Origin of the sequence: Herbinix hemicellulosilytica, assembly GCF_002904165.1 — a bacterium.
In the GTDB taxonomy this organism is placed as follows: Bacteria; Bacillota; Clostridia; order Lachnospirales; family Lachnospiraceae; genus Mobilitalea; species Mobilitalea hemicellulosilytica.
Genome location: NZ_CVTD020000028.1, coordinates 1 through 19,803, shown reverse-complemented (window position 1 = coordinate 19,803; position 19,803 = coordinate 1). Strand labels below are relative to the sequence as shown.

At 36.0% G+C, this 19,803-nt stretch carries 13 protein-coding genes and 1 other annotated feature; of the genes, 5 read left to right on the top strand and 8 right to left on the bottom strand.

The window, feature by feature from the left end; all coding sequences use genetic code 11:
- The first annotated feature begins 128 nt into the window (after window positions 1–128).
- Window positions 129–1,886: a DUF885 domain-containing protein gene (locus HHT355_RS12615; RefSeq protein WP_158245966.1), complete on the top strand. Its 1,758-nt coding sequence runs from the start codon at window positions 129–131 to the stop codon at window positions 1,884–1,886.
- Window positions 1,887–2,088: 202 nt separating this feature from the next.
- Here HHT355_RS12615 and metG read toward each other — a convergent pair whose 3' ends face one another.
- Window positions 2,089–4,068 (bottom strand): methionine--tRNA ligase, encoded by a 1,980-nt coding sequence (gene metG / locus HHT355_RS12610; RefSeq protein ID WP_103203805.1) that lies wholly within the window; start codon window positions 4,066–4,068, stop codon window positions 2,089–2,091.
- Between the two features lie 121 nt (window positions 4,069–4,189).
- Window positions 4,190–4,436, bottom strand: a binding site (T-box leader).
- 614 nt (window positions 4,437–5,050) lie between these two features.
- Window positions 5,051–6,064 (bottom strand): UDP-glucose 4-epimerase GalE, encoded by a 1,014-nt coding sequence (galE, locus tag HHT355_RS12605; protein WP_103203804.1) that lies wholly within the window; start codon window positions 6,062–6,064, stop codon window positions 5,051–5,053.
- A gap of 196 nt (window positions 6,065–6,260) precedes the next feature.
- On the opposite strand from galE, the gene HHT355_RS12600 reads away from it, so the two are divergent.
- Window positions 6,261–6,998 carry a hypothetical protein gene (locus HHT355_RS12600; protein WP_103203803.1) on the top strand — a complete coding sequence of 246 codons (738 nt, stop codon included), beginning with the start codon at window positions 6,261–6,263 and terminating at the stop codon, window positions 6,996–6,998.
- A 106-nt stretch (window positions 6,999–7,104) separates the two neighbouring features.
- Window positions 7,105–8,091, top strand: coding sequence for a S1 RNA-binding domain-containing protein (locus HHT355_RS12595; protein WP_242967679.1), 987 nt, complete (start codon window positions 7,105–7,107; stop codon window positions 8,089–8,091).
- 146 nt (window positions 8,092–8,237) lie between these two features.
- Here the strand turns inward: HHT355_RS12595 and HHT355_RS12590 are convergent, their stop codons facing one another.
- Window positions 8,238–9,053 (bottom strand): GTP pyrophosphokinase, encoded by an 816-nt coding sequence (locus HHT355_RS12590; RefSeq protein WP_103203802.1) that lies wholly within the window; start codon window positions 9,051–9,053, stop codon window positions 8,238–8,240.
- 531 nt (window positions 9,054–9,584) lie between these two features.
- On the opposite strand from HHT355_RS12590, the gene HHT355_RS12585 reads away from it, so the two are divergent.
- Window positions 9,585–11,384 carry an ABC transporter ATP-binding protein gene (locus HHT355_RS12585; protein ID WP_103203801.1) on the top strand — a complete coding sequence of 600 codons (1,800 nt, stop codon included), beginning with the start codon at window positions 9,585–9,587 and terminating at the stop codon, window positions 11,382–11,384.
- Window positions 11,375–13,150, top strand: coding sequence for an ABC transporter ATP-binding protein (locus HHT355_RS12580; protein WP_103203800.1), 1,776 nt, complete (start codon window positions 11,375–11,377; stop codon window positions 13,148–13,150). The genes HHT355_RS12585 and HHT355_RS12580 overlap by 10 nt, the downstream gene beginning before the upstream one ends.
- Before the next feature lie 391 nt (window positions 13,151–13,541).
- Here the strand turns inward: HHT355_RS12580 and HHT355_RS12575 are convergent, their stop codons facing one another.
- From HHT355_RS12575 to HHT355_RS12555, 5 genes are all read right to left on the bottom strand, one after another.
- A complete protein-coding gene (locus HHT355_RS12575) occupies window positions 13,542–14,978 on the bottom strand; it encodes a sensor histidine kinase (RefSeq protein WP_146039195.1) in 1,437 nt (478 codons plus the stop codon).
- Window positions 14,979–15,000: 22 nt separating this feature from the next.
- Window positions 15,001–15,678 carry a response regulator transcription factor gene (locus HHT355_RS12570; RefSeq protein WP_103203798.1) on the bottom strand — a complete coding sequence of 226 codons (678 nt, stop codon included), beginning with the start codon at window positions 15,676–15,678 and terminating at the stop codon, window positions 15,001–15,003.
- A 206-nt stretch (window positions 15,679–15,884) separates the two neighbouring features.
- Entirely contained in the window at window positions 15,885–17,867 is a 1,983-nt protein-coding gene (gene tkt, locus HHT355_RS12565) for a transketolase (protein ID WP_103203797.1), read from the bottom strand.
- A 156-nt stretch (window positions 17,868–18,023) separates the two neighbouring features.
- Complete coding sequence (locus HHT355_RS12560) at window positions 18,024–18,575, bottom strand: ECF transporter S component (RefSeq protein ID WP_103203796.1); 552 nt, start codon at window positions 18,573–18,575, stop codon at window positions 18,024–18,026.
- A 215-nt stretch (window positions 18,576–18,790) separates the two neighbouring features.
- Entirely contained in the window at window positions 18,791–19,510 is a 720-nt protein-coding gene (locus tag HHT355_RS12555; protein WP_103203795.1) for an NAD-dependent protein deacylase, read from the bottom strand.
- Between the last annotated feature and the right edge of the window lie 293 nt (window positions 19,511–19,803).

Sequence of the window (19,803 nt, the reverse complement as noted above, 5' to 3'; positions counted from 1 at the left end):
TTACAGTCTATATATCGGTTCTAATAAATTAAAACTTAACCGAAAGCAAATTATTATAAGAACTGCTTCTTATGGAAACGGTCCGTGAATAAACTTAAATGATATCAAAATTAACCAACGGAGGTAAAATGTTTAAAAAAATTAAATTATATTCTGTACTATCCTTTATAGTAATTTTTGCCTTATTTTCCGCAGGCTGCACATCCTCATCAAAACCGGAATACCATCAAAAAAAATTCGATAATTTTATACAGGAACTTTTTGTTAAAGAGGTTCAATCCGATTCCATATCCTTAAATTATTCTCTTGCTAATCCTGAGGCTTTCGGAATAAAAAACACCAAGGCAACCCTGGGTGAATACAATGTAAGAAAAATAAAAGAAGACTTAATGACATTTGAACAATATTTAAAAGATCTGGATAATATAGACTATAATGCTTTGTCTGCCGACAGGCAGCTTACATATGACATTCTTTACAATTATCTGGAAACCGAAATTGAGTTGGGTAACTATTTATACTATTTTGAAAGTCTGGGACCTACCACCGGACTTCAGGCCCAGCTTCCAATTCTTCTTGCTGAATTTAATTTCTATGACAAAGACGATATTGACAGATATCTGGATTTGCTCCCTTGTGTTTATGATTACTTTGAAGATATAGTTGAGTTTGAAAAAGAAAAATCCGAAAAAGGCCTTTTTATGTCCGATGCAGTTGCCGATCGGATTATTGAACAATGTACGGCCTTTATTGCAGAACCTGAAAACAACTTCTTGATTGAATATTTTAATGAGAAAATCGAAAATTTTCCCGGTTTGACGCAGGAAGAAACCGAAAAATATAAGAATGAAAACAGGCAAAGGGTTCTTGAATATGTAATTCCTTCCTACAAAATGCTGATAAATGCCTTAGAAAGCCTGAAAGGAACCGGAATAAATAATGCAGGCTTATATTACTATCCCGAAGGCCAGGCATACTATGAATGTCTGGTAAAATATAAAACCGGTTCCGCAAAAAGCATGGAAGAAATTATAAATATGCTGGAAACTGCCATAGATAAGGGATTTCTTGAAATAAACCGCTTGCTTATTTCAGATCACCGGATTTTAGATAAGCTTGAATCTTTTACATCCTTCCCTTTAACCGACCCCGCAGAAATACTTAATGATTTAAAGAACGACATAGTAACCGACTTTCCTGAACCGGTAGAAGTAAATTGTGAAATAAAATACGTCCACGAATCCCTTTCCGATTATTTAAGTCCGGCCATGTATCTTATGCCGGCCATTGATAATTATACAAATAACAATATTTATATCAACGGAAATGATGAAGAAACATTGGCTACCATCTATACAACCGTTGCCCATGAAGGTTATCCAGGACACCTATACCAGAACGTATATTTCAGAAGTCAAAATCCTGCACCAATAAGAAGCATCCTTGACTTTGTCGGCTACGATGAAGGCTGGGCCACTTACGTTGAATTTCTGTCTTATAAATATGCCGGAATAGATCCCAATCTGGCGGATTTATTGGAGGTTAACAACAGAATTCTGCTTCTTATGTATGCCAGGGCCGATATAGGAATTCATTACGAAGGATGGACCAAAAAAGAAGCCGTTTCATATATTAACAAGTTTTCTAATGATGAAGAAATATCGGCTAAAATATACGATATTCTTCTGGAAGAACCTGCCGCATACCTTCCCTATGCCGTAGGATATCTTGAAATAACAGAGCTTAAAAACAAGGCGGAGGAAGCACTGGGCGATGATTTCAACCTGAAAGAATTTCATCAGTTTTTACTTGATATAGGCCCCGCCCAATTTGGAATAATAGAAAAATATTTGGATGCATGGCTGGAAAATAAAAGAGCTAATTAAAAGCAAGCTGATATAAAATATCAAAATAAGTTATAATCGAAATAAACCTAGCTATATAATTGCCGTAATAAAATGCATTGCAAAAATATTTGATAAACCGTTTCATAATCGTATAGATATATGGCATATTAAAAAACACATAGTGAAAATCACTAATGTTTATAACATTACGTGAATATTCACTATGTGTTTTATTAATTTATTATCTTATTTCAGCTCCGGGAGGCATAGGTCTTTCCGGTACCATAAGAGAAAGGTTTCCTTCGGCATCTTCGGCACAAAGAATCATTCCCTCAGATATAAGTCCTGCCAGTTTTGCAGGTTTAAGATTAGTTACAACCATGACTTTCTTTCCTACCATTTGATCCGGCGTATAATGAGCCTTAATACCGGATACAATCTGTTTTACCTGTGACCCAATTTTTACCTGGGAACATAAAAGCTTTTTGGAATTTTTAACTTCTTCACAGGCAATAATTTCACCAACCTGGAACTGAAGCTTTGCAAAATCGTCATAAGTTATTTCCGGTTTTGCTTCAAGGTCTATAACCTGCTCATCCTTCTTTTCCTCTTTGCTTACTTCTTCCTTTGTTTCATTTTCAGCTTTTTTTGCTTCCTCAACCTGTTTTAATACCTCGTTTATATCAAGCCTTGCAAATAAAATCTCCGGCTTTTCGGTTACCTTGGTTCCAGAAGGATATAAGCCGAATTCTTTAATTTCCTCAACGGTCCTTTCTTTAGCAGAAAGCTGTGCAAATATCTTGTCGGCAGTATCAGGCATAAAAGATTTCAGTAAACTTGCACCTATACATATGCTTTCTACCAAATTATACAAGACTGTTTCTAGACGCTCTTTCTTTGTCTCATCTTTTGCCAAAATCCATGGCATGGTTTCGTCTATATACTTATTGCAGCGCTTAAACAGATTTATTATCTCAGTAAGGGCATCAGCTACCCTAAGCTGATTCATTTTGGCAATTACCTTATCCGGTGTTTCAGTTACCGTTTTTTTCAGGTCCTCGTCTACAGGCTCTTCAACCTTGGCATCTCTTACAATACCGTTAAAATATTTGTTTATCATGGAAACCGTACGGTTTACCAGATTTCCGAGAGTATTTGCCAAATCGGAATTAATTCTTTCAACCAACAGCTCCCATGTAATAATTCCGTCATTTTCAAAAGGCATCTCATGAAGAACAAAATATCTTACCGCATCTACACCAAACAATTTTACCAATTCGTCGGCATATAAGACGTTCCCTTTTGACTTACTCATTTTATCTCCGGAGCTTCCCGTTAAAAGCCAAGGATGGCCAAACACCTGCTTAGGAAGAGGAATATCAAGTGCCATAAGCATAATAGGCCAGTAAATTGTATGGAATCTTAATATATCTTTTCCTATCAAATGCAAGTCTGCCGGCCAGTATTTCTTAAACTGCTCGCTGCTGTTACCGTCCGCATCATATCCTATACCGGTTATATAATTGCTTAAGGCATCAATCCAGACGTAGACCACATGCTTATCGTCAAAGTCAACCGGAATACCCCATTTGAACGATGTTCTTGAAACACAGAGATCCTGAAGGCCCGGGATAAGGAAGTTATTCATCATTTCGTTCTTTCTTGATTCTGGCTGTATAAATTCGGGATTCTCTTTTATATGAGATATTAAACGGTCCGCATATTTGCTCATTTTAAAGAAATATGCTTCTTCTTTTGCATAATGTACTTCCCTTCCACAATCCGGGCATTTGCCGTCCTTAAGCTGAGAAGGAGTAAAAAACGATTCACAGGGAGTACAGTACATCCCCTCGTAATATCCCTTATAAATATCCCCTTTTTCATATAGTTTCTTAAAAATTTTCTGTACCTGAATTTCATGATCAGGATCGGTAGTACGGATAAATTTGTCATAGGAAGTATTCATTAAATCCCAAATTCTTTTTATCTCTCCGGCAATTTTATCTACATATTCCTTAGGTTTGATTCCGGCCTCTTTGGCTTTTTGCTCAATTTTTTGGCCATGCTCATCGGTTCCGGTCTGGAAAAACACATCATATCCTTCCCACCGCTTAAATCTTGCAATACTGTCCGCCAAAACAATTTCGTAAGTATTGCCTATATGGGGCTTGGCGGAAGTATAGGCAATGGCAGTTGTAATATAATACGGTTTTTTGCTCATGGTTTCCTTCCTTTCTCTTTAATCTATTTATAACGATTAGGAGTATTCGGCTATGAAACTTGATTTTAAACGCAGTTACATGGAAGAATTTTCTAACCAATAAAAAACTCCCGTCTTTAAACTTAAAGACGAGAGGACTTCCCGTGGTACCACTTTAATTCGCCTATATCTCGCGATACAGGCCTCAGTCGCTGCAAAATAATACAGCCTAGCATGATAACGGATGCCGCCGTCACAGCCTAAGAATTACTTCCTCGGTGTGCCGCTCCGAGGCCATCTTCGTCGGTTTCCGTAAGTCCCCCCTTCTCAGCTGCCGGGGTTCTCTGTCGACCACATTCACCGATTACTCTTCTCTTCACAGCGTTTTCCCGATATTTATGACAAAGTATACCATGCCTTTTTTGCTTTGTCAAATGTTCTGTTTATAACCGGTAATAGATAATTCTTATATATCATTTCATTTAATTTATACGATAGTATACAATAAATCTTGCTTAATAATCGGTTTCGGACAACCGTTATACATTTGTTATAATAGGTAAGAATAGAGTTATGATTTAAAGCAATTATATATATATGAATAACCAAAATAAACAAAGATAAAAATGCAAATTCAACTGTCTTTTACGGTATTAAGTTTTTCCTTATTATGTATCTTATATTCATCTTGAAGGCAGGATGTGCAAAAAAGATCACAATTATTGCCGCATGCCGAAACTTCAAAAACATACTTGCCGTTAATTCAGGTAATATCAATAACAGCAGCAATGACCAATAAAAATAAGATTAACCGAAAAGGTACATCCATATATGGACATACGTTTCAGCTAATCTTATTTTATATTTATCTACCCTCTCTTCTCCCCCGCTAAGTTTACCGGTAATACCTCCTCCAGTATGACCTCCTTTAGAATATCAAAATTTAGCCAAAATGTCAATAGTAATTTCAAATTTTGGATATTGTACTATCAAATTGCATAAATTATCTGCCGTATCCGTTAGGATTTTTTATTTGCCAGTTATAAGAATCCCTGCACATCTGTTCAATATCTCTTACAGCCTTCCAGCCCAGTTCTTTATTTGCTTTTGAAGGATCTGCATAGGAAACGGCTATATCTCCGGGCCGTCTGTCTGTAATAACATACGGAAGCTTTTTGTTACAAGCCTTTTCATAATTGTGAATTACTTCTAAAACACTGTATCCCCGCCCGGTTCCAAGATTATATGTAACCAGGCCCGGGTTTTCTTTAAGTTTTTCAATAGCCTTTATATGTCCGATGGCCAGATCTACCACATGGATATAATCCCTTACACCGGTTCCGTCGGGAGTATCGTAATCGTTTCCGAATACATAAATTTTATCAAGGGCCCCCAAAGCCACTTTAGCTATATAAGGAACCAGATTATTTGGAATACCGTTTGGATCTTCACCGATCTCTCCACTTTCATGGGCTCCTATAGGATTAAAATATCTTAATATGGCTATGTTCCATTCCTTATCGGAAGCATAAAGATCCCTTAATATATCTTCGATCATTAGCTTTGACCTTCCGTATGGATTGGTCGCCGACAAAGGAAAATCTTCGGTTATGGGTACGGTTTTTGGATCACCGTAAACTGTGGCAGAAGAAGAAAATACAAGCTTTTTAACATTAAATTCAGCCATTACTTCAAGCAAATTAACGGTTCCGCATACATTGTTTTTATAATACTTTAAGGGTATTTTGCAGGATTCCCCAACCGCTTTAAGCCCTGCAAAATGAATAACCGCATCTATTTTTTCTTCATCAAATATATTTATCAAAGCATCTTTATCCAATATGTCATTTTCGTAAAACTTTATTTTTTTACCGGTAAGTTTTTCTACTCGCTTTACAGATTCTTTACTGGAATTATACAGGTTATCTACTGCAACAACTTCATATCCTGAATTAAGCAGTTCCAAATTAGTGTGGCTGGCTATATAGCCTGCCCCGCCGGTAACCAAAATTTTCATGATATTTCTCCTTCTTATTTTTATTAAATTTTTTTATCTTGTTTAATCTTCACGAAATTTATTTATTGTCATTATTTCACTTTATAATAACTTATAATACCGTAATTTTCAATACTCTTCCGACCGCCCTTTTTCAAGGTTTTTCTTGCCTTATCCGGACCATATAATGTATCCTGTATTTACAGGAGGGATTCTTATGGATAAAGAATTATTTAAAAAAATATGTGACGAAGTCATCGGAAATGAAAGGATTTCTATGGGTATCGGTACCTTAGGTGAAAAATCCCTTCACTGCGTACTTAAAAATTATTATGATCTCAATACACAAAATCATGAGATAAAAATAAACGGATATGTCGCAGATATTTTTAACGGACATGAGATAATAGAGATACAAACCCAAGGCTTCAACCGTTTAAGAAAAAAAATACCCGTGTTTTTAAACTGTTATCCATTGACTATTGTATATCCCATACCGTATATAAAATGGATTTATTGGATAGACCCCGAAACCAAAAAGGTCAGCCCTCCGAGAAAATCGCCCAAAAAAGGCTCTCCGTATATGATTTTTTGGGAATTGTATAAAATAAAAAATTATCTGACTTTACCTAATCTCAAATTTAAAATAGTGCTTCTTAATATAGAAGAATACCGGTTTTTAAACGGATGGAGCAAAGACAAAAAGAAAGGCTCAAGCAGATACGACCGGATTCCGACTGATATAGTTGATGAAATCTATATAGCCGGCCCGGATGATTATAAACTTCTTATCCCAGATACACTTGATAAAGAATTTACCTCCGGTGATTTTCACCTGGCAAGCGGCCTTTCAAAAAATACATCATCCATAGCTTTAAATATTTTAAATTATGTCGGCTGCATCGAAAGAATAGGAAAAAAAGGCCACAGTATTTTATATAGGAGAAAAAATTAAATATTAAAGACAAAGGTTTTTAACTTTGCTATAATTTATCTATAAACTTATCTAAAATCTCTTATAATAAAATTGATTTTAAAATATCATAAGGAGAACTGCGGTTATGAGCGATGAATTAAAAAAATATGATGAAAATAATCAAATGGAAGCAGTACCGGATACAATGGTAACAGAACAGGCCGAACCCATTCCTTCCATGGATGATTTTAAAGACCTTATTGACAAGTCTTTCAGAAAAATTTCCGAAGGAGATATTATAAAAGGCATTGTAATCGGAAAATCGGATACCGAAGTTAACGTAGATCTGGGATATTATACCGAGGGTGTAATTCGGCTTGAGGAATTAAGTAACGACCCTACTTTTTCAATAAAAGAGGATATTATGGTTGGAGAAGAAATCTCTGCCATGGTTTTAAGCACTGATGACGGAAACGGCAATATATTGCTGTCAAAAAAACGGGCAGATGAAATACTTGCATGGGATAAAATTTATGAAGATTTTGAAAACAGGAGTATTGTAAGGGTTAAAATAGTACAGGCCGTAAACGGAGGTGTTGTCGCATATCTTTACGGCGTCCGTGCCTTTATCCCTGCATCACAATTAACCCTAAGTTTTATTGAGAATTTGGAATCTTGGGTTGGTAAAGAAATTGAAGCCGTTATAGTTACTGCATTAAAGGAGAACAGAAAGCTTGTTTTATCCGGTAAAGAAGTAGAAATTCAAAAAGCAGAAACTGAAAAAGCAAATAAAATATCAAAACTTGTCCGCGGTACTGTAACAACAGGAACAGTGGAAAAAATTATGCCGTACGGTGCCTTTGTCAGCATAGGTGAAGGTTTGTCTGGACTGCTTCACATATCCCAAATCAGCGAAAAAAGAATTAAGTCCCCCAATGAAGTTATTAAAGCCGGTGATACGGTTACGGTAAAAATAATTGATATAAAAGACGGCAAGATAAGCCTTAGCATGAAAGATGTCGAAGACAAAGATGCAGTTGTTGAAGACGTAGAAGATATGCCCGTATCATATTCTACGGGCGGCGAAGCCACTACCGATTTGGCTTCTTTATTAAAAAATATTAAACTTTAATTCGGTCCTAAACCGTTACTGCAATATATTTATGTTATTTAAAGAATAAACCCGTTTTTGATATAAACAGATATCAATATATTAATAAAAAAGGGTAATCCATGGAATGTATCTCCGTGGTTACCCTTTTTATTTTTTAACAATTATCATATTCCAAACCCAAATAAAAATCTATTTTTTCCGGCCTGCCTCTTTTCTTTTTTCTCTTTCTTTTTACCGTTATTTGGCCCAATATCCAAGATATTGTCGCTTTTGCTTTCGTCCACTATTGTTCCTATTGATTCTATTACCGGAGATTTGTATTTGGTATCATAACTATAGTTATTTGCCGGATGAGGGCTGTAATTTTGAATTTCCTTACTTAAAGAAAGCATTTTCTTGTCCAGATAAGCCAATAACTCAGAGCACTCTTTCAGTTCTTTTTGTATATGTTCCGGTGCTTCACCTTCAAATTTATAGCAAATCTTATGTTCCAGGCTTGCCCATACATCCATGGCTATTGTTCGTATCTGGATTTCCACTTTGGTGTCGACAGTTATATTGGAAAGACAAACCGGTACGGATACTATCATATGATAGCTGGTATATCCGTTAGGCTTGGGATTGGCTATATAATCTTTTATTTTCAATACCTTAATATCACTCATTTTTTTTAATAAATCGGCAATCCTGTATATATCGGAAACAAAGGAGCAAATTATTCTTATTCCCGCAACGTCGTTAATATATTTGATTATATTTTCTATATTTACATCTTTACCGTATCTCATGAGCTTTTTTGCAATGCTTTTAGGGGTTTTAATTCTGTATGTAATATGCTCAATCGGGTTGTACTGATGAGACAATTTAAATTCATTGTTGAGGATTTCCAGTTTAGTGTTTAATTCTTTAAGCGCTGCGTTATAAAGCATTAAGCAATAGTTCCACTCCTCAGCTTCATTGTACAAAACAGGCAGATCCATTGTATCACAACCCTTCAATCTGTTAATATTCACAAAAAAGTATAATTCGTCATGCAAGTTTTGTAGATTAAGTATAACACAAAATTATGAACAAACCTTTAAGAAATTAAATCTTAATTGAAAATTAAGATTTTTATATGTTATTTTTTAAACAAAAATTATTTTTTGAAATTTACTGGTTGACAATAATTTCTTTAATGGATATAATGGTGGAAGAATCCTATAGAAAGTGAGGTATAACACATGATCTTTAATATTAATATCAATAACAACATGAATAACCGTAATTTTAAATCAACTGAATATGTGTTTTATTGTGTGGAAATACCTCACGGTAATGATTAAATCGGTTTATGTTTGAAAAATCGATTTCTTTTGTCTGCAGCAAAAGAAAAACGAGTAAAATAATTTCTGATTACCAGCCGTGGTGTTTCTGCCACGGCTTATTTTATATCTTTTTTGGGGGAGGTAATTGACTTCATCAAGTTCAGAAAACATCTACATCAAGGTTATGCAGGAAGTGGAGGAGAAATGAATAAATTATCTTATTATCTAAAAAAATACTGGTATGCTTACGCTTTCGCCCTTTTATGCACAGTCATTTCGGTAACTTTGGATATGATTTCACCGCAGGTGACAAAACGCATTATAGATGATGTTATCGTTGGCGGCGAAGTAAACCTGTTGTTTTCGTTACTGTTAACCATACTGGGAATTGGACTGGGCAGGGCCGTATTTGCTTATTTCAAGGAATTAATATTTGATACTGTAAGTTCTAGAATAGCATCACAGTTAAGGAAACGCCTGTTTATTCATATACAGGGCTTATCCATCAGTTTTTTTGACGAAAACAATACCGGAGAACTGATGTCCAGGGTAAAAGATGATATTGACAGGATCTGGGCAGCCACCGGATATGTCAGCATGCTTATTTTCGAAGTTACTATCCATACGGGAATTGCCATGTTTTTTATGTACAGGGAAAGCCCCAGCCTTGCTATAATTCCCACGATAGTACTGCCGATTGTGGCAGGCCTAGCCATATTAATGGAAAATAAGCTAGGTAACATTTATGAGCAAATAAGCGAACAAAATGCAAAACTTAATACCGTAGCCCAGGAAAACTTAGCGGGTATCCGTACGGTAAAAGCTTTTGCTAGGGAAAAATATGAAATAAATAAATTTCTTTCTCACAACAAGCAATATTATGAGTTAAATATGAAGCAGTCCAAGGTATTTATAAAGCTGTATCCTTATTTTCAGCTGATTACCAAGCTTCTTCCTATGATTATTATTTTGTTCGGTGGCTACAAAGTAATTAAAGGATCTATTACACTTGGAACCTTAGGTGCTTTTACAGAATATTCAATGAATATTGTTTGGCCCATGGAAATGCTTGGTTGGCTTTCAAACGATTTTGCGGCAGCATTTGCTTCATACAAGAGAATAAAGAAAATATTTGATCAGAAACCGGAAATTACTGAACCGGAAAATCCTGTCGTTCTTGACGAAGTAAAGGGATCTATTGAATTTGACCATGTTTCATTTTCTTTAAACGGCAAACAGATACTTACCGATATTAATTTCCGTCTGGATGCAGGAAAAACTATCGGTATTATGGGAGCTACAGGAACCGGTAAATCTTCAATAATTAATCTGCTCCAGAGATTCTATGATGTCACCGAAGGAGAAATAAGGCTTGACGGTGTCAATATAAAGGATTTATCTCTCAAACAGCTGAGAGGAAACATATCCCTGGTTATGCAGGATGTATTTCTCTTTTCAGATACTATCAATGAAAACGTAAAAATGGGGAAAAAACGGTGGTTAAGGCAGGAAGATGTCATAGAGGCGGCAAAATACTCCCAGGCCAGTGAATTTATTGAACGTATGGAAGACGGCTATGATACGGTTATCGGTGAACGGGGAGTCGGCCTTTCCGGCGGTCAAAAGCAAAGAATCAGCATTGCAAGAGCTATTGCCAAAAAGACCCCGGTCCTTGTTCTTGACGACTCTACATCCGCCCTGGATATGGAAACCGAACTTTTAATTCAGCAGTCACTGGCTCAGGTTAAGGCAACAAAAATCATTATCGCCCACAGAATATCCGCCGTAAGACATGCCGACGAGATAATCATATTGGAAGACGGCAAAATTAAAGAACGGGGTACACATGAAACCCTGCTTAGTCAAAAAGGGTACTATTATCAGACCTATTTAGCCCAATACGGCGAATATCAAAAATTATTATCACAGGAAAATAAATCTGTTTCTTCCGATATGACTGATCACACCGGCTTTGATGACAGGGAGGTGGCCGAATGTCAATAAACGCCATTAAAGATGACGAACACATAAGTACAGCGAGTAAAAAGACTACTTTGCTCAGATTATTCAGATATCTTTTAGCTTACAGGGGGACTATTGCATTAGTTATAATAATTATGCTGATTACAGTAGCCATATCCATAATAAACCCCCTGTTAATAGAAAGAGCCATAGACGTTCATATAGCCAATAGAGATGTAAAAAGGCTGCTGTTGCTTGTAGGTTTTGCAGTGGCAATAAATCTGTTATTTATTTTATTGGTTAAAATAAGAATGTATTTGATGGCAAAAATGTCAAACGATGTTCTTGTACGTATCCGGCAGGAGCTGTATACCCATATTCAAAAATTAAGTTTCAATTTCTTTGACAGCAGACCAACGGGTAAAATTCTTGCCAGAATAATCGGTGATGTCAATTCCTTAAAAGATGTGCTGTCAGACAGTGTCACAACACTGATACCGGATTTTGTAACCATAAGTGCTGTAGTTGTTATAATGCTGATAAAAAATTGGAAACTGGCTCTTGCCTCTTTGATAAGCCTTCCTTTGATGATGGGCGGCTTGTGGTTTATCGAAACCAGATCTCATCAAAGATGGCGTATACACAGGAAAAAGAGCTCCAACCTGAATGCCTTTATCCATGAAGACCTTTCTGGAATGAGGATTATTCAAAGTTTTACGGCAGAAAAAGAAACCGAAGAAGATTTTGATATGTTACTAAAGGAACACAGAGATTCTTTTATGGATGCCGTAAGAATAAACGATGCCTTTTTCTCAGTAGTGGATTTAAGTTGGGGTATCGGAACCATTGCCTTATACTTTGTGGCTATAAAAATAATGGGCATAGGGACCGGTAATGTAGGAACCCTAATATCTTTCGGTATGTTTATAGGAATGTTCTGGCGCCCTATTATGAATTTAAGTAACTTCTATAACAAATTAATTACAAACATATCCGGTGCAGAAAGAATTTTTGATATTTTAGATACAAAGCCAGACATAACCGACAGGGAAAATGTTATAGAAATGCCGCCCATAAAAGGAGAAGTAAAATTTGAACATGTATCATTTTCTTATGACGGAGATACCAAAGTACTAAATGACGTGAGTTTTACCGTAAAACCCGGTGAAACTATCGCCCTTGTAGGCCCTACCGGTGCGGGAAAAACTACGATAGTAAATCTGATAAGCAGATTTTACGATGTTCAGGAAGGCAATGTATATATAGACGGTTATAATGTCAAGGATGTGTCTATAGAAAGCTTAAGAAAACAGATGGGTATCATGACTCAGGACAATTTCCTCTTTTCCGGTACAATCAAGGATAATATCAGATACGGAAAACTGGATGCTACCGATGAGGAAATTATTGAAGCTGCTAAAGCGGTTAACGCCCATGACTTTATAATGAAACTTGAAAAGGGTTACGATACGGAACTAAAAGAAAGAGGCACGGGCCTTTCCATAGGTCAAAGGCAACTTTTGGCCTTTGCAAGAACCATGGTTTCCATGCCTAAAATATTAATACTTGATGAAGCAACTTCAAGTATTGACACCCATACGGAAATATTGGTTCAAAAAGGTATCGAAGCCTTGCTTAAAGGCCGTACTTCCTTTGTAATTGCTCACCGTTTATCTACCATAAGCAAAGCAGACCGAATTTTTGTTATTGATGACGGAAAAATAGTAGAAGAAGGCACATCCGAAGAACTGCTTGCCAAAAAAGGTTTGTACTATAACCTTTATATGGCTCAGTTTAAGAACATATAAGCAAATTGAACTGTGCTGAGTAAATAGAATAATGTACTAATTGGGGCTGTGCAAATTATATATGCAACAGCCCATTTTTTAATAAAAGGATACTGTTTATACATATTTAGTATATCTTATAGATGCCATTTAGTATTGCAGGCAAACGAACAAGGATGATTTTAATTACATTTAATATAATTATTGATACGTACAATATATGCCGTTATTTGAATGTCATAAATTATATCCTTTATGACACCCAGGTAACGGCATTATGTTTTTATTGAATTTTGCCGGTTACGCAGATTTGTGCTGTAAATCAATTCATTTTAGATATCTGCTACAGTCGTTAAATACGTTTTGCACATATTACTAACCGTAAATTTATTATTTAATAGTCCGTTCAATATTATGATAATAGCCTTCTGTCAGGCAAGGTTATAATAAAACTGGTTCCCTTTGTAAACTGAGTACGGACCTTTATCTTTCCGGTATGGGCAAGTATAATTAACTTTGCAAGAGATAGTCCAAGTCCATGACCGCTGATATTCTTATTTCTTACATATTCAGACCGATAAAACCTGTCAAAGATACGCTCCGCGTCCTGGCGGGTCATGCCTATTCCCGTATCTTTTACTGTAATAACACAATCACCGTTTTTATTTTCACACGTAATTGTAATCTCGTCCCCGTCTTCGGTATATTTTATAGCGTTATCAATAAACACTCTTATTGCCTGCTTTAACGCCTGCTCATCTCCGTACACTATAACATCTTCCAAAACAGGGCTGTTTATTATACGGTTTTCTGCAACCAGTCTGGTCTCTTTGACCATATCCTCAACTACAGGTTTCATATTAAATCTTTTTTTGTGAAGCTTTAAAGTCTTTTTATCATGCCTTGATAGGAAAAGCAGTTTTTCAACCAAATCCTGCATGGACCTGGCTTCATTTTGTATAGCCCTGATTGATTCATCCAAAACTTCTTTGTTTGTACTGCCCCATCGGTCCAAAAGATTGGCATAACCTTGGATTATGGCTATGGGAGTTCTAAGTTCATGAGAAGCGTCTGATACGAACTGCTTCTGGCTTTCGTAAGAAGTCTCAATCCTGTCCAGCATATCGTTAATAACGTTTGCCAGATCCTTTAACTCGTTTTGGGTACCTTCAACATTTAATCTTTCACTGTGCAGATTATGAACGGTAAGCCGGTTTGCGGTTGCCGACATAACACGGATAGGTTCAAATAATTTTTCGTCACTTTTTCTTCCTTTACGAATAACAAGGGCAACTATAACTACATATATAATTATAAGCTTCCATAACATAGAAAGAAAATTTCTGTAGCTGCCGGATAAATCATATTGAAAAGTAGCCTTATAAACTATATTGCCAACCGAAAATTGCCTGTCTTCGTTAATAACCAATATGTTCTTATCACTTTTACTGTCAAAATGTATACCATGAAAAAAAGCTTTATCCGATGTAGGCTGATATGCTATATCATTATATATTTCTTCGCCGGTATCAGTCCTCTCAATTTTCATGGACAATCCTTGAATATAATACGGATTTATATATTCCATTTTATTATCTTCATTTACGGATGCAATAATATTATCAGCCATAATTTCAAAGTTTTCTTTTTCTGTATACATATATATAAGAAAGATACCGGCCATAAGAAGAAGGCCATGAGTAATAAGAAGCCTCAAATAACCCATGGATATTCTAAACATTATGGAAAACCTGAATTTACTTAAAAATTCCTCCCTCTTTTTTCTGATAGGCAATATTATTTTGACTAATATCCTTCTTATAATTTCTAAAAAATTATCCCAGTTCATATTAATCCTTTCCGCCAATTAACTAATCCTTAATTATATAACCTACTCCGCGGACAGTTGAAATCAAGTGGATTCCGTATTTTTCATCTATTTTTTGCCTTAGATATCTTATATAAACATCAACAACATTGGTATCTCCGAAATATTCATAATCCCATACCTGATTTAAAAGCTGTTCCCTGCTTAAAACAATGTTTTTATTACGAACCATATATTCCAGTAGTTCGTATTCTTTTTTGGTAAGGGTAAGTTCATCATCTTTATAAAATACACTGCGGCTGGCCATGTTTATTTTTAAATCTCCAATCTGAAGAATGTCATTTTTGGGTTCTTTCTGGTTCCTTTTTCTGTTTAAGGCAACACGAATTCTTGCAAGAAGTTCTTCTATGGCAAAGGGTTTTGTCATATAATCATCGGCACCGGTATCCAGTCCGGCTACTTTGTCAGATACATCGTCTTTGGCGGTAAGCATAATGATAGGTACCTGTGATTCCTGACGAATTCTGCGGCATACTTCTATTCCGTTTAAACCGGGAAGCATAATATCAAGAATAATTAAATCTACATCCTCATTTAAAGCCGTTTCCAGGCCTTTTCTCCCGTCTGTGCATATCAATACGTCATAACCCTCATGTCTTAATTCCAGCTCCAGAAATCTGGCAATCTTCATTTCATCTTCTATTATTAAAATTTTTGCCATTTAATTACCCTCCCATATCCATAGCAATCCTAATTATAGTTACTATTGTATATTTAATAAAAATAATTTTCAACATTCCAAGGTTAGAATTCCATTAAAATTGAACCAAAAGTGTTTTTATACATTATCTTCGGGATAAAAAAACCGTCTGTCAGTTTTACTGAACAGACGGTTTTTACTTGTTTATATTAATTTGGCTTATTTAATTACAGTACGCTTTTTACCGCTTTTACAACATTTTCAACGGTAAAGCCGAATTTCTTGAAGAGTACATCTGCAGGTGCAGAAGCACCGAAGCTGTTCATAGCCACAACAGCTCCGTCTAAGCCGACATATTTGCCCCATCCGAAATATGACAAGGCTTCTACCGCAACTCTAGCCCTTATATTCTTCGGAAGGACTTTTTCTTTATATTCTTCAGGCTGTTGTTCAAATACATCCATAGAAGGCATACTTACTACTCTTACATCAATGCCTTCTTTTCTTAACTCTTCCTGAGCACCAAGGCCGAGTTGTACCTCGGAACCGGTTGCAATAATAATAGCATCGGGTACTTCCTTTTCAGAATCGGAAATTATATAAGCACCTTTTAATGCTTCCTTTGAAGAGCCCGCAAGCTGAGGAAGATTCTGACGAGACAGAACGATAGCTGTAGGTGTCTTGGTTGAAGTAATAGCATAGTACCATGCAGCAATACATTCTGTTGCATCAGCCGGACGGTAAACGGTAAAGTTAGGCATAGCGCGAAGCATTGCCAGCTGTTCAATAGGCTCATGGGTAGGTCCGTCTTCTCCTACACCTATGCTGTCATGGGTTAATACATAAATTAAAGGTTTTTCCATCAATGCTGACAGTCTTGCCATAGGTTTTACATAATCACTAAATACAAAGAATGTGGATACAAAAGGCTTAAGTCCGCCATGAAGAGCCATTCCGTTACCGATACCTGCCATGGCCAGCTCTCTGACGCCAAAGTGTATATTGCGTCCGGAATAATTATCTTTTGAGAAGTCTCCGGCATCTTTCATAAGAGTCTTTGTTGAAGGAGCCAGATCGGCACTTCCTCCGATAAAGTTAGGCAAGTGATCTTTAATTCTGTTTATAATCTGGCCTGAAATATTTCTTGTGGCATCAGGCTTGTTATCAAAAGCCCAGAACTTCTCATCGTCAATCAGATGCTTGGCAGCATTTTCATCATGATACTGATCCCACAATTTTTTCATTTCAGGATACTCTTTGCAGTAACGCTCAAATAATTTATTCCATTCTTCCTCTGCCTGAGCATTTTTCTTTGCAATAGATCTGTAGTGCTCATAAACTTCTTCGGGAACCTCAAAAGGATTCTCACAAGGCCAGCCGAGATTCTTTCTTAATGCTTTTACATTTTCAACACCAAGAGGTTCGCCATGAGCACTTGCCATACCTTCTTTTGGACTTCCGAAACCGATCTTGGTTTTTACGATAATCAGTGAAGGTCTGGAAAGGTCTGCTTTTGCTGCTTCAATGGCTGCACCGATCTCTTCCAGATTATTTCCGTCTTCTACAACTAAGGTCTGGAAACCGAATGCCTCAAATCTCTTCTTAACGTCTTCGGTAAATGCAATATCGGTATTACCTTCAATAGAAATTTTATTTGAATCATAAAGAACTATTAATTTACCCAGTCCTAATGTTCCGGCTAAGGACATTGCTTCATAGGTAATACCTTCCATCATGCAGCCGTCTCCGCCAAGAACGTAGGTATAATGATCTACAACAGGATAACCTTCTTTATTAAATACGGAAGCAAGATGAGCTTCAGCCATAGCCATACCTACAGCCATAGCCATACCGGCTCCTAAAGGTCCGGTAGTTGCTTCAACACCTACAGTATGTCCATATTCAGGATGTCCGGGTGTCAAAGATCCGTCCTGTCTGAATTGAGCCAGATCTTCGGTTGTAAGGCCGTAACCGAACAAGTGCAGTAAAGAATATAACATCATGGAGCCGTGTCCGCCGGACAATATAAATCTATCTCTGTTTACCCATTTGGGATTGGCAGGATTATGCTTCATATGTTTAGCCCAAAGTTCATAGGCCATTGCTGCAGCTCCCAAGGGGAGTCCGGGATGCCCCGAATTAGCTTTTTGCACACCGTCAGCAGATAAAACTCTGATGGCATTTACTGACAAAGTGTCAATATTGCTCATTTTATTTTCCTCCTTTAATATAATATGTGCGCCTCATTATAAAATCTTAATTAATTAAATTGTAGCGCATTTATTACTAAATATACAATAAAACGCAATTTAAGGCAACTGTCAAATAAAATATTGTTAATTTTTTTACATATAAAATATAATAAACTATCTGTTATGTTTTTCTTTAAGAGACGATAAAACAAACACTATTGCAGGTACCAAAATAAGCTGTATTATTATTCCCGGTATACCGAATACTGTGGCGCTTATTACCGACATCGGTGCAGGAACACTCATACCCAAAAATTTTGCCATAACAAGTAAAACCAAAGCATTCACTATTCTTCCTGCAATCATTGAAGTAATAAGGCTTATATATACCTTAACCGGCCTTGCTGTTTTTTGATTCTTGAGCAAATAAATCATAAGGCCAGCAAAGAATCCGTAAGCAGCAAGTTCAAATGCCATTATAATATTTTGCGGAAACACAGGCATACCAAATAAAGAATTAATAAGCGGGGTTATAAAGCCGATAACCAATCCATATAGCGATCCCAGATAAATGCCGGCTATAAAAACAGATAGATGCATAGGAAGAAACATCCTTCCTAAATTTGGTGTTCCAAACATATGAAAGAGCCTTGGTAGTATTATCCCTATTGCAATAAGCAGCCCCCCTACTGTCAGTTTATATACATTGCTTTCTTTATTATTCATAGTGTCTCCTTTCTGTAAATAAATCAATTTATTTTAGGCTTCCTCTTATGTTTAAAGTATCTTTTTAAAGAGAATACTCCTATAATACCACATAACTTATACCTCTAAAACGGCAGAATACCTATTTATAACCCTTTAATAATAAGATCTTTATTAGTTTATATAAAGAAAATTACAAAACATATTCCTATCAGTCTATTTAACAAAAAGTCAGGTTACAGTTCCTTAAAAACTTCTCCCAAACCGGTCTGAATTAGTAAATCTGCCTCATTGTCATAAGGAGTTACAGACTTATTTATTAATACCATTTTTCCGCCCTTATAAAAACGGATTAGCCCGGCTGCAGGATATACGTTTAAAGAAGTACCTCCTATTATAAGCATATCTGCCATTGAAATGGCCTTTACTGCTTTTGACACAGTATCATCATTCAAACTTTCTTCATATAAAACCACATCAGGTTTAATAATACCGCCGCAATCACAATGTGGTACTTTTTTAGTCTGTATTATTTTTTCCAAAGGATAAAATCTGTGACATTTCATGCAAAAATTACGCCATACCGAACCGTGAAGCTCCAGCACATTCATACTTCCGGCCATTTGATGAAGCCCGTCAATATTTTGTGTTATAACTGATTTCAACTTGCCCTGTCTTTCCAGTTGAGCCAGTTTATAATGAGTTATATTCGGTTTTGCATCTGTATATATCATCTTGTCCCTATAAAAGTCATAAAACTTTTCGGTATGTTCCATAAAAAAAGAGTGACTTAAAATAGTTTCGGGAGGATATTCATACTTCTGATTATATAATCCGTCAACACTTCTAAAATCCGGTATTCCGCTTTCGGTTGATACCCCGGCTCCTCCGAAAAATACAATGTTATCACTTTCTGAAATCCATTGTTTCAACAAATCTTTTTTTTTAATAAACATATAACCCCTCCTTTCTGAAACTTATCCACATAAAATATAAAAATCGGTTGTTTTTTCAACAACCTATTCTTATATACACTCTATTAATAATATCTTTCTTGCAAACCTATGTCAAACAGTTATTCTTTTATTTAATAAGCCTTTTATATTGACATAAAAAAAAGAGTTTCCATAGCGAGACTCCCAATTAAATTATTTTATTTATAAACTTTCTTATTTTACAATTTTATAACGATACTGACGAAGTTCAATCTTGCAGACTATACCTAAAATGAAGATTACTTTTATTATAA